Genomic DNA, 12412 nt, shown 5'->3' with positions numbered 1-12412 from the left:
ATCCTGAATAAATTATTTTAAGTAATATGAATGGAATTTTAAAGGAATTTACTATCAACGAACTTAATCGTGTAGAGAGATTCAGCAAATATGAAATACTTTGACTTAGAAGTCTCAAAAGTATTTAGAGCCTAACTTACAGACTCCCTTTTAGTCTTATAATTTGTAAGAAAAGATGTTCTTGTGGTCGAACAGCAAAGCTAATTTAGAGAGTTATTTCTCTAAAATCCAAATAAACAAGACATGAATACTGAAATACATGCCATTGGTCATGAAAACAGATACGTTCGTAAAGCAATAGATTATCAGATATTTAAAGGCATTCAGAGTAATCTGATCAAAGAATCTTTATTTTTATAAAATGTTTCACCTTCCCTTTCATTGAACACAAATAAAGATAAAAGCTATATCCATTATCGAATAGGTGTATCGACTCTAATGGTATTGTTCAATAAATAATCAATGACCATATCCAGAACGTCTAACCAAACTAATTTTGCCCAGCCTCTCTGTTTTTCGTAAATTTACAAGAGAGCATACAAACTCTACAAGATGAATATCAATTATTTAAACACAAGCCTTATGAATCCTTTGATCCTTTTCAGCCTTGGTTTTATCATCTTCCTATTAAGTGGTATCCGAATCATTTTCGAATATAAAAGAGCTTTGAAGTTCCGCTTCGGAAAATACATTATGACCCTAAAGCCTGGCTTCAGGTGGGTGATTCCATTGGTCGAGACCATACAGATCGTCGATATCCGTGTGATCACCATCAATATCGATTCACAGGAAGTAATGACAGAAGATAATGTACCTTGTAGTATCGACGGGGTTGTCTTTTTTAAGATTGACGATCCGGAGAAAGCCGTATTAGAAGTTGAAGAGTATAAATTTGCCATAATGCAGCTGGCTCAAGCCGCCCTGAGAGATGTTTGTGGTAAGGTTGAACTGGATACCATCTTATCCAAACGTGAAGAGATGGGCAAAAATATCAAACGCATTGTCGAAAAAGAAACCCAGGAATGGGGTATTATCATTATCGACGTTAAGATTAAGGATATTCAATTGCCGGAAAACATGAGACGTATGATGGCTAATCAGGCGGAAGCAGAACGCTCCCGTCGTGCTCGTGTTATACTTGCTCTTGCCGAAGAACAGGCTGCTGAGAACTTATTGGCTGCTGGTAAGCTCATCGATAAATCACCCTCAGCTATCAAACTTAGACTCTACCAAACTCTGGCCAATATTGCCGCTGAAAAGAACTCAACCATTCTGTTCCCATTCCCAGAAGAAGTACTGCCACGAAATACTAAGAAAGATGAGTAAAAGACGAGAAAATTGTTAATATGCTTAAAAGTTATTCTATAACAACAAGCACTCAACGACGATCGCAAAAAAAACTGTGGTATATTTCCCACAGCTTTATTCTTTCTCCCCAATACTAATTATACCTGAAGACTTAATCCACCAATAAGAACCTAATTAATTTCATGAACAATTCGTTCAATAATTAAATCAGAAAGAGATGAATCGTAATAATAGTCATTCTCGACTGTAGGTTTAGAAACTGAAATAATTTCTCCATCCTTATAAAAGATTCGATAAGGGTAAGCGTTTGTTTTTAAAGTTTCTATATGTCTAAAGGTCGACAAATCATAAACTTCTATTGATTTATTATTACTACATGCCGCATAAACAAGAGAACCACTCGTATTTATAATAAAATCTGAGAATTTTAAATTCCCTCTAGGTAATCCATTCACATAGGCAATGCTGTTATCAAAAATATTTCCCAATGGTGCAGTAATGAATTTCTTTGAATTTGGAATAATGGTAAAATTCGTTGAAGTTGCATATTCACTGTCCCAAGGATCTTTATACTTTCGATCGATCATAATACCATTTGCATCATAAGTATAAAAGGAAATTTCATCGGAATTAACACTAAATAGTTCAGTATTTGTATTCGGTAAAATTTGCAATCTTCTATCATCGTCACCATACCAGGTTAGCTTGGAAACAATCTCTTTTGTACTTCTGCGTATTACGATTACGGGCTCATCGCTGGTGTTTGTACTAGCAAATATGAGATCGTCTTTTATGACAGCTGAAACAACTGAAAATGGACTGATCTTAATTTGCTCTATCAAGTCAAAACTATTCGCATCGTAAATAAACAACCAACCATCATTCCTTGGAACAAGCAATTCAAACCGTTGACCATTTTTATTTAATGTACAAAACCCAACTCCCGAATTTAATTCAAAATCTGTTTCTTCTTTAGTTTTATAATTATAGGATTTTATTTCCCCATCTGCTTTATTGATAAATATTAAACGGTCATGTTCAGTAACAAAAATAACATCATCTGATGGAAAATTAATCATAGGAATGTCCCTCACGTATTCTCTGGCATTACTCCAAACATTTTTCATGTAATACTGATCCTCCGATTCAGAAAATATACCCTGGACTTCATAACTTACGCGTGATGAATAAGGAACATTCGTATCAGTATAGCTTAATTCGTCACTACTATTAATTTCTGTTATGTTGGTTCTATTATTATTTATATCATAAATTCCTTTTTCCCCGACTGCTCTAATGACTCTATAATAAGCAATACTATCATTATTTGCTTTCCATTTTAACTGAACATGATTTTCCTTAACAACTAGTTCTTCAAGAAAGATTGATGTGTTTTCTCCTTTTAATTTAATATCAGAAGAATCACTATCACAACTGTTGAGACATATCATTATAAATGATAGTAAAACATAAATACCCTTTTTCATTTTGAAATTTGTTTTATTAATTAACCACATAATTCTTAATAACAAATTGAAACAAACAACTAAAGCATACATTACACTTGATTCTGAATCTAACAAACTAACATAAAAAGTAGCTTAGGGTAGTTCCACAAATGAAATTTGACTTTATTCAATTCAACGACAAAGTTAATTATTAAGTTCTACACACACGCTTTTTTTGTTAAGCAAATTCGTATTAAATTATTTTCATAAAAAACTTATATACGAAGAGAGCATTGACTCGAACAAATTTATTTACAGAATGAAATCTCTTATTTTTTTTTACTCTTAAGGAAAGAAGTTTGGGCATAAAAAAAAGGTGCAGTCTCATGACTGCACCTACCTATTTTAACCCCAAATTAAAATAGATAATAAAACTCTTAACAGGTAAGTAGAATGGCATTTTCACATTACAGCTGTGTCAAAGTTTCACTCAAACAAGTCTCGCTAATTTTGGACAAAAGCAAATACAAATCTTTTTTTAACTTTACTTATGATGAGAGAATGCCACAAAGGTTGCGTCAGGGCGTTCTTTTTTTTCATGATATTACAGTTCGACAAATCCCTCTTGTTATTGTTACATCCTCAAATAAACACAAGAAAAAGATGCTCTGTTGTTTTCGGTTGGTCAATCGTTTTTCAGCCTTTTTTTTATTTGTTCTTTTGTCTTGAAACAAAAGAACCCAAAATTCAAGAACCACGATTTTCTCAATCTTTAAACTGCCTGAATGATAAGTGCAGCTGGGTGATTTCCTCGGCAAGCTCGGAACTTCCCAGTTTTACTAATCATCCATTTGGTTTATAATATCTCTTAAATCAATACTCAACAATTACAGCTCTAAGAAACCGTGTTGTCTAACAAATCAAACTTCACCCACTATATTCGACATCAATTCAAAAAAAAAGGTGCAGCCTATCGACCACACCCACCTATTTTAACCCCATTAAAATAGTAAAAACTTATTACGTTTTTATCTTAGACAATAGAATAGCGAAAAGGTTGCGTCCTGAAGATCTTTTTTTTCGCTTATTTTAAATATTACAACTACAAAAAGGAATAACCAAACTTACTTATTGTGTTTTGCGATAAATTATTTCACCCTTTCAGGGCTTGTATGGCCTGATATTTTAAATCAATATCGAACTATTTATTTTATTTCTGCGATCATCCGCACAATCTGCGGGAAATCATTTTATTCATCCAATTATTCATCAATAATGACTACTTAGCTTCAATCATATTTCATCTTAACAGATCTGCGTCTAAAAAAATATAGGCTCTTTATTTATAGGCCGAAAAACGAAGCTCTACTTGCGAACCTTCCCCATAAACCGATTCCATTGAGATTTTAGCATGATGCAGACAGATAATCTGACGCGTAACACTGAGTCCAATACCAGAACCATTCTCCCGGGTAGTGAAAAAGGGCACAAAAATATTCTTGATATCTTCAGCTTTGATTCCCATACCATTATCGATGACCCTAATCAGGGTTTGTTCCTCACGGGCTCTACAGGCAATCACCTGTATGATTCCCTTATCGCTAATGGCATGTTGAGCATTCTGAATCAGATTAACCAAAACCTGAACCAGGAGCTTTTCATCGGCCTCAATAAATAGATCATCGGTCTGAATAGAAAAATGATATTGAATACGCCTGTCTTCATCCAAAGCAAGCAAAGCTTTGACATGCTCAAACAGATGCTTTATCCTCATCGGTTTAAGATTCGGTTTTGGAATTCGACTTAATTGACGGTAGTTATCGACAAAATGCATCAAACCCTCTCCTTGCTCCTGAATCACTTGTAAACCGAGTCGGGTTTTAGACAGATTTTTCTCTCCAATAATCGATTGAGCATCAATCTGAGCATAAGTTCGAGCCAAAGTCTCCGAAAGGGAAGTTAAGGGTGCAATAGAGTTCATAATCTCGTGAGTCAAAACCGATATTAATCGCTGCCAGGACTCCAGCTCTGTGGTATCCATCTCATTTTTAATATCTGAGAAGGAAAGCAGTTTCCAATTGTCCGTATTAAGCTTAATACGGGTGCAAGAAATAAGCAGATGTAAGGATTTTTGATTCACGGAGATTTTCAGTACCCGGCTCTCTCCCGCTTTGATGCTATGAAAGAGCTCAACCAAATTTGGATCTGTTTTAAGCAGGGCTTTTATACTCACCAAATGATGTACACCTAGCAATTCTCTTCCTTTTTTATTAATATGCTCAACCATGCCCTGAGAATTAAAACTGAGGATACCCACAGCTGCGTTCTCGATAATAGCATCGCTCACAATCTCCTTTTGCTGGTATTTTACACGCAAATTCTTGATGATCTGATTCACAGCCTGCATACTATCACGCAAGTCATTAAAAGATTTCCCTTCATCTGTATGTTGCAAGTTTAGTGCTGTTTCGTCATTTTTAACTGCCAGAAAAAATTGACTGAGTAAGCGATTCGTTGAATTCAGGTCGTGAATCAAAGCATAAACTAAATATAGAATCAGTGCCGAGGGAACAAGAGCCAGGAATGGGTATAGACTCATCCAAAATATCCAAGCCATCGAAACAGAAAGAAGAACTATGAGACTGAGTCTCAAAATTAATTTGACAAAGAGTTTCTTATAAATCATACTTCTTCAGTTTATTATAGAGTGTCGGGCGGGTCACACCCAGTTCATTTGCAATACGACTCATATTACCTGAATGATGCTCTAAAGCCAAAGCAATCATTTCCTTTTCCATATCAGCCAAACTGGCTGGCTTATATCCCGCTCTCCCTTTCGCAGCTTGATGAAAAAGGAACTCATCAGCCATCAGTTTATCATTATCAGTCAGTATCACCGCCTTCTCTAGGGTATGCTTCAATTCTCTCACATTTCCTGGCCAGGCATATTGCATCAACTTATCCAGAGTTTTTGACGAAAAGCTCAGTTTAGTCTTATTGTATTTCTGAGCATACTTACGTAGATAAAATTCAGCCAAAACAACGATATCCTCTCCTCGTTGGCGCAAAGGCGGCACATCAATATGAATGGTATTGATGCGATAAAGTAAATCTTCCCGAAATTCGCCATCGGCAACCATTTGTATTAAGTCTCGGTTGGTTGCACAAACCAAACGAATATCGATTTCTCTGATTTGATTATCTCCCAAACGAATTAGTTGACGGGTTTGCAAAACAGATAGCAGCTTAGCTTGCATGGCTAAAGACAGGTTGCCAATCTCATCGAGAAACAAAGTGCCACCCGAAGCCAATTCGAAACGCCCAAACTTATCGGCCCTGGCATCGGTAAAAGCGCCTTTGGCATGGCCAAAGAGTTCACTTTCGAATAAGGATTCGGAAACAGCTCCCATGTCAACACTTATCAGCACTGCATTTCGCCTTGCCGACTGCGCATGAATTTCTCGTGCAATCAACTCCTTACCCGTTCCATTCTCTCCCAATATGAGAACATTCACATCGGTAGCCGCTACTTTTTGTATGATCCTGTTTAAATTGAGCATGGCCTTTGATCGGCCAATCATTTGCGTTTCGCTCTGATTCAGAACCTGAGTCAAAGTCTGCTTTTCCCCCTCAAGCCGATCAATCTTTTGTTTGGACCTCCGCAACTGAATGGCTGTTTTGATGGTCGTGATTAGCTTTCGATTGTCCCAGGGTTTTAAAACAAAGTCAACTGCTCCCATCTTGATGGCTTTTACAGCTAATTCCACATCACCATAGGCAGTCAGTAGAATGATACTGAGTTTGGAATCGTACTCCAATATTTTTTTCAACCAATAAATACCTTCATTACCTGTATTTACTCCTGCCGAGAAGTTCATATCCAATACCACCACATCAATAGAGTGATTCTCGAGGGTACTCAATAAACAATTCGGATTAGAAAGTGTGATCACCTCCTCAAATTCATCCTGAAGCAGGAGTTGTAAGGCCACCAAGACCGATTTTTGATCGTCAACAACTAAGATTTTACCAGTAGACATAATTTTATAACTTTAGCTCTTCAAATGTAAAAATAAGAAGCAGACTAGTCAACATAGTGTAAAGTTTTCTTACAGTCATTTTTTTATATTTTACAATCTAACAGCACAGACTCAGCGATCTAAGACGACAAACATCTGATTATCTAGATCTAGAGTCTTATGGCATAGCGATTGAACAATTGATTTGTAACATAAAGATGAAATCAAGATAAAAAGCTTGATCTGTACTAATTCAATAAAACAATCGTAACACAAAATTTATTGGCATGATAAAAATTGAAAACCTAAGCAAAAGATTCCAAACCGAAGAAGTTGAGACGACCGCACTCAATCAAATAAATCTTGAAATAAAAGAAGGTGAATTTGTAGCCATCATGGGGCCATCAGGTTGTGGCAAATCGAGCCTACTCAATATATTAGGCATGCTCGACTCACCTACATCTGGCGATTATTATTTTAACGATCAGGAAGTCGGTAATCAAAAGGAAAGCCAACGCAATGCCATTCGTAAAGGCAATATTAATTTTGTATTTCAAAGCTTTAACCTAATCGATGAGCTCAACGTTTTTCGTAATGTGGAATTACCTCTCACCTATCTTAACATTGGCAAGAGTGATAGAAAAGCCAGAGTTTTAGAAGTTCTGGATCGTATGAAGATTGGGCACAGAAAACACCATTACCCGCAACAACTATCGGGTGGACAGCAACAACGTGTAGCCATAGCCCGAGCTGTATCAGCAAAACCCAAACTTCTACTTGCCGATGAGCCAACGGGTAATCTGGATTCTAAAACAGGATTGGAAGTAATGAATTTGCTAAGCGAGCTCAATAGCGAAGGCATGACGATTGTGATGGTAACGCACTCTGAGCGCGATGCTGAATTTGCACACCGCGTTATTCGCCTGTTTGATGGTGAAGTGATGACAGAGAAAACCGCCAAAGAATTCGCTACAATTAATTACTAAGTTAAGACCACAAACCCATGATATTAAATCAAATTATAAAGAACAAAAAATGGTACGGCATCAATACCCTAGGTATAGGGCTTGCTTTTGCTGTTGTCCTTATCATATTCACCCACGCCCAAAAAGAACTCTCATACGATAGGTTTCACTCAAATGCGGATAATATTTATCGTATTAATATTGAAGATCAGCAATCAGAAGGACGACCTCCAGTTTCGGGTATTGAAGGTAATTTAATTGTGCCTCTTTACGATAAATTTCCTCAAATTAAAGAAGTCGTTCGTCTTATTCATCCCGAGAATACAATTATTACGGCCGAGAAAAACAATTTCTCAAACAATCAACTCTTTTTTACAAACAAACAATTCTTTGAGGTATTCGACTTCAAATTAATAAAAGGAAACAGAGAAAGCTTATTTAATAAACCCAATCAGGTCGTCATTAGTAAAAAGATAGCTTTAGCTTACTTTGGAACGGAAGAGGCACTTGGTAAGGAGATTAAAATCGCTGTTCAATATATCTATGCCAAATCGGGTAGCTATACCGTTGCAGGTGTTATGGAAAATTTCCCCGACAATTCACACTTTAATGCTGAACTGCTATTTTCTATTAATAATAATGAAGATATAAACGAGTATCACACCTTCGCTTATCTCTTATTAGAAAAAGAGAGCAACTTGACTTCTCTTAAGAAGCTAATTAATGCACATTGGAAAAAGAATACGAAAGAAGGAGAACCTGAGCCAATATCTCAACTCATGCCTTTAAGAGATATTCACTTATACAGTCATAATACTGATGAAATGGATGTTAATGGAAGTATGAGTTCTCTGATTATATTGATTGTAGGTGCCTTAATTGTTTTTCTGATTGCCTTTATCAATTTCACGAATTTGAACTACGTGCAGTTCATTACTGATCTTAAGGATTTCAAAATCCACATGATCAATGGGGCGTCTTATTCTGATTTATCAAGGATCATAATCACCCGATCACTTATCCCTATCAGTTTTGCCATTCTTTTAGGTGGACTTATAGCCTACAATTTCGATGCTTTAAGCGGATCAGCTTTTCAATTGAATATCTCAGTTTTCAATACCCTTTGGATCGCACTCGTTTTTTACTTGGTCTTTGCTTTATCGTCTCTTCTACCTTTAGTCACAACTAAAGTATCCAAAGATCTAGCTCGTTCTCCCTATCAAGGATCAAAGAAATTCGTAGCCTCTCTACTTTTCCAATTTATGCTTTCCATAGCAGCTATTATCACCACTATTGTATTACACAAACAAATCGATTTGGTTAATGATCTGCATCCTGGAAATGAAAAGTCATCTATTGTTATTATGCCAGATGTACCTTATCATATGATTCAGAAATATGAAATTCTAAAGGAATCTTGTTTAAAACATCCCGAAATTCGAAATATTAGTGCAGCTTTCTATAAACCAGGACTTAATATGCCTTATTCTTATCCAATAGAAATGGAAGGCATTGATAAATCTGTAGAAAAGAAACTTAATATGTTTTCGATCGAAGCAGATTTCTTCAAACTATTTAATATTAAGCCATTGGCAGGATCATTGGATATGGGTATCACCTCATCAATGTCATGGGAAAATATTGCTATTAAAATCAGTAAATATAATCCCAATAGTGATCAAGTTCTAGAAAAATTAGAACAATACAATAAGGAACATCCAGACTTTCAGGAAAATTACATTCTAAACAAGTCAGCCCTAAAGGTGCTCGGTATAAAGAATCCACAGGATGCCATTGGCAAATCTTTCCAATTCAACTTTATGGCACCTAAACTGTTCAAAAAAGGTCAAGTTATTGGTGTGATTGATGATTTACACTATGGCGATATGTTTTCAATAGAAAAGCCAATGGTTTTGGCAGCTAAAAAGATGTTCAACAGTACGTTTATTGCTAAAATAGATCCAAACAGAAAAGCAGAAGCCCTTCAGGTATTAACAAAGGAATGGCATACTCTGGCACCAGATCATCCTATCAAATATGAGTTTGTTGATGATTTGTATGAGCAAATCTATTTCAATCAATACAAAGAGATGCGAGCCTTAACCTTATTCTCTATTCTATCGATTATTCTATCTATTCTAGGTATGTTTGCCTTGTCTTCATTCAGTATTCAACACAAAACGAAAGAAATTGGTATTCGAAAAGCCAATGGTTCCACTTCACTTGAAATTCTAATGTTATTAATAAGAGAATATACACAATGGGTCGTTGTGGCCTTTCTTATTGCCTGCCCCATTGCTTATTATATCGCAAGGGACTGGCTTCGCAATTTTGCATATCGTATTGAGTTAAGCTGGTGGATATTTGCGATATCTGGAGTGCTAGCATTAATCATTGCCATACTAACCGTAAGCTGGCAAACCTGGAAAGCTGCCACTCAAAACCCGGTGGAGGCTTTAAAATACGAATAGCCTACAATACATTTCACAAGCATTAACGAAAGAGGACTTTCCGTAGAGGGAAGTCCTCTTTTATAAAATATGATGCAATAGCACATCAATCATCAAAACTTATGCGATTCCTCTCGTCTTGAAAAATAAGGACCAGGGCAATACTTGATAGCTAAATTAAAAACGATCTGGGGAACTGCATAAAGAAACTAATCAATTTTGAAAAAATAACAGGTAGCAGAGGTAGGGTATTCTCAATAAAGATTGTTATTATTAAATAGACTAAAAAGTAGACTTTTAATCTTACTGAATGATAAGAAAAACCAAAGGCTTAAAACTCATTATGCAATTTTGCATTTGTAGCAGTATTCTTTTTATTTCATCTTGCAGAACTTACTACGGTGATGGTTTGGCTGGCGGAATATATACCCATATGCAAAGTCCCATGGCTGAAGATGAAGAAAGCGTTTCACGAAACTATTTTGGGGGCAAGTACAATCAGGATGTCAACTATTATGAGAATGAGAAAAATGAATCTGCAGAACTTTCGTACCATTATGCTGTATCAGAAGAACACCTTACCTATGCCATTGGCGCTTTTGGTTTTTTAGGCAACTACCAAGTTAAAAACCTACCCAGCAAATTTGAAGACTTAAATGGTGACCATTCCTATTATGGAGGAGGTGTACGAGCAAAAGTGGCTTATAATATTCCCCTTAGCAGCAAGACTCACTGGCGTGTTATTGGTCTGCAGAGTAGCTGGCATATAGAGCGCGGTGACTACACCCGCTTTAAAGATAAACTAAGACAACTGGAAAATATTGAGAATGGTGACGCCATTAATTCTGGAATCAACACCACACACGATTTTTCAAACCTAAGTTTTTATCCCTATACTGAATTTGCTATTAAAATGGGAGAATCATGGCAGCTGACACCTCAGTTTGGATTTGGATTTAGACTCAATGAACTTATAGCCTTAAGAGGATTTGCTGGTCTAAATATTTCTTACAAAGGACTACACATTTGGGGAACTGTCCAAGATGTTGGTATGAGTTTAGACCGGGTTTTATTGAGCGATTTCAGTTCACGACAAATGGGTAATAACAACCATTTTCAATTGGGAATGGCATTTAGTTTTTAAACTTAAAAAAATAGAGTGACTTTCACTTAAGCTTAATAAATGATCTTATGAAATCTAAATTTCTTATACGCACATGCCTTGGCATCATTTCTCTTTTTATATTAATTGCTTTTACAGGCATATTCAAGTTCAATATCTTACAGGATGATATCTATATAGAAGGAAGTAGTCTATCTGAAGACGACAAGGGACTATTCGTGGGTTCATGGATAGAACCTATCCCCGGAAATGAAAGCGAAGTTCAAGGCTTTAGACTAAACAAAGATGGTTCTGCTAGTTCAATAAATATGCATACCCTTTTGTATCAGAAATGGGTTTTTAAAAATGGACAGCTCATTCTTACAGCCAAGAGCATAGGTAATCACTCCTCCTCTGTTGACGATGAAACTTACAGTATTGAGTTAATAGGAAAAAATAGTCTGAAGCTTAACAATGGCTTTGTTAGCTTTACTTATAAAAGAATCAAATGATTAATCCTTAAAGCAAACCTCTTCTTTACTGAGTTTATAGATGCAAATATCCCAATCGTATTTGCATCCCATTCTTTTCATATTCTGGAGGAATAATACCCGGAATTGCTTTTAAAATGATCCGTCTCTTATTTTTCTCCAATCAAACCTTCAATTAGTTTAACTGAGTCGGCAAGACATTTAGAACATACATTTTTCTTTAGGTCCTTATCCTTGAATTGGCTATCACCCTCGTCAGTTGTGAAATCACAATCCAAAAGAGCTTTGCAATCAAGCGAACCATACATAGCCTCAAAGTCGACAGTAAACTTCTGAATCATTTGATTGGTAGCATTACGAGCTTCAATATTCTCGAAATGCTTTTGAGAATTGTATATTCCCAATGCCATAAACGATCCGGTAACTGCACCACAGGTTTTTTGCAATTTTCCCATCCCCCCACCAAAACCACTGGATACAGACAGAGCAAAAGCAGGGTCAAATTTCAAATGATCAGCATAGGCTGTTAATATGGATTGAGCACAATTCATCCCATTGTAAAATGAGTGTATTACTTTTTCTTCAATTTCTTTCATGCCTTTATAATTTCCTAAGATTCCTAATAAATC

General features: G+C 36.0%; 9 protein-coding genes. 5 read left to right on the top strand and 4 right to left on the bottom strand.

The annotated features are described in order from the left end of the window. Positions 1-582: 582 nt before the first annotated feature. Positions 583-1326, top strand: coding sequence for a slipin family protein (locus DWB61_RS14865; protein ID WP_125031706.1), 744 nt, complete (start codon positions 583-585; stop codon positions 1324-1326). Between the two features lie 152 nt (positions 1327-1478). Here the strand turns inward: DWB61_RS14865 and DWB61_RS14860 are convergent, their stop codons facing one another. The 3 genes from DWB61_RS14860 to DWB61_RS14850 all read right to left on the bottom strand — a co-directional run bounded on the left by DWB61_RS14860 (position 1479) and on the right by DWB61_RS14850 (position 6796). Continuing rightward, positions 1479-2759 carry a hypothetical protein gene (locus DWB61_RS14860; protein ID WP_125031705.1) on the bottom strand — a complete coding sequence of 427 codons (1281 nt, stop codon included), beginning with the start codon at positions 2757-2759 and terminating at the stop codon, positions 1479-1481. 1336 nt (positions 2760-4095) lie between these two features. Continuing rightward, positions 4096-5373, bottom strand: a complete 1278-nt coding sequence (locus DWB61_RS14855; protein ID WP_158614439.1) for a sensor histidine kinase — start codon at positions 5371-5373, stop codon at positions 4096-4098. 58 nt (positions 5374-5431) lie between these two features. Continuing rightward, positions 5432-6796, bottom strand: a complete 1365-nt coding sequence (locus DWB61_RS14850) for a sigma-54-dependent transcriptional regulator (RefSeq protein ID WP_125031703.1) — start codon at positions 6794-6796, stop codon at positions 5432-5434. Between the two features lie 266 nt (positions 6797-7062). Here DWB61_RS14850 and DWB61_RS14845 point away from each other — a divergent pair, with 266 nt between their 5' ends. The 4 genes from DWB61_RS14845 to DWB61_RS14830 all read left to right on the top strand — a co-directional run bounded on the left by DWB61_RS14845 (position 7063) and on the right by DWB61_RS14830 (position 11804). Then, positions 7063-7761, top strand: coding sequence for an ABC transporter ATP-binding protein (locus DWB61_RS14845; protein WP_125031702.1), 699 nt, complete (start codon positions 7063-7065; stop codon positions 7759-7761). A 17-nt stretch (positions 7762-7778) separates the two neighbouring features. Continuing rightward, a complete protein-coding gene (locus DWB61_RS14840; RefSeq protein ID WP_125031701.1) occupies positions 7779-10211 on the top strand; it encodes an ABC transporter permease in 2433 nt (810 codons plus the stop codon). Positions 10212-10500: 289 nt separating this feature from the next. Next, the gene (locus DWB61_RS14835; protein ID WP_125031700.1) at positions 10501-11334 is read left to right on the top strand and encodes a hypothetical protein; all 834 of its coding nucleotides are present in this window, start codon (positions 10501-10503) and stop codon (positions 11332-11334) included. A 47-nt stretch (positions 11335-11381) separates the two neighbouring features. After that, positions 11382-11804: a lipocalin-like domain-containing protein gene (locus DWB61_RS14830; RefSeq protein ID WP_125031699.1), complete on the top strand. Its 423-nt coding sequence runs from the start codon at positions 11382-11384 to the stop codon at positions 11802-11804. A 128-nt stretch (positions 11805-11932) separates the two neighbouring features. Here DWB61_RS14830 and DWB61_RS14825 read toward each other — a convergent pair whose 3' ends face one another. Further along, a complete protein-coding gene (locus DWB61_RS14825; RefSeq protein ID WP_125031698.1) occupies positions 11933-12379 on the bottom strand; it encodes a C-GCAxxG-C-C family protein in 447 nt (148 codons plus the stop codon). Between the last annotated feature and the right edge of the window lie 33 nt (positions 12380-12412).

Source organism: Ancylomarina euxina, from assembly GCF_003863355.1.
Classification (GTDB): Bacteria; Bacteroidota; Bacteroidia; order Bacteroidales; family Marinifilaceae; genus Ancylomarina; species Ancylomarina euxinus.
Note: the sequence above shows the minus strand (reverse complement) of the source record. Positions and strands in the feature narration are given on the sequence as shown.

What these genes read in the sequence shown, in the direction of transcription:
- DWB61_RS14845 (WP_125031702.1), top strand. Translation starts at nt 7,063, where the DNA reads ATGATAAAAATTGAAAACCTAAGCAAAAGATTCCAAACCGAAGAAGTT.
- DWB61_RS14855 (WP_158614439.1), bottom strand. Translation starts at nt 5,373, where the DNA reads ATGGCTTGGATATTTTGGATGAGTCTATACCCATTCCTGGCTCTTGTT.
- DWB61_RS14840 (WP_125031701.1), top strand. Translation starts at nt 7,779, where the DNA reads ATGATATTAAATCAAATTATAAAGAACAAAAAATGGTACGGCATCAAT.
- DWB61_RS14830 (WP_125031699.1), top strand. Translation starts at nt 11,382, where the DNA reads ATGAAATCTAAATTTCTTATACGCACATGCCTTGGCATCATTTCTCTT.
- DWB61_RS14825 (WP_125031698.1), bottom strand. Translation starts at nt 12,379, where the DNA reads ATGAAAGAAATTGAAGAAAAAGTAATACACTCATTTTACAATGGGATG.
- DWB61_RS14835 (WP_125031700.1), top strand. Translation starts at nt 10,501, where the DNA reads ATGATAAGAAAAACCAAAGGCTTAAAACTCATTATGCAATTTTGCATT.
- DWB61_RS14865 (WP_125031706.1), top strand. Translation starts at nt 583, where the DNA reads ATGAATCCTTTGATCCTTTTCAGCCTTGGTTTTATCATCTTCCTATTA.
- DWB61_RS14860 (WP_125031705.1), bottom strand. Translation starts at nt 2,759, where the DNA reads ATGATATGTCTCAACAGTTGTGATAGTGATTCTTCTGATATTAAATTA.
- DWB61_RS14850 (WP_125031703.1), bottom strand. Translation starts at nt 6,796, where the DNA reads ATGTCTACTGGTAAAATCTTAGTTGTTGACGATCAAAAATCGGTCTTG.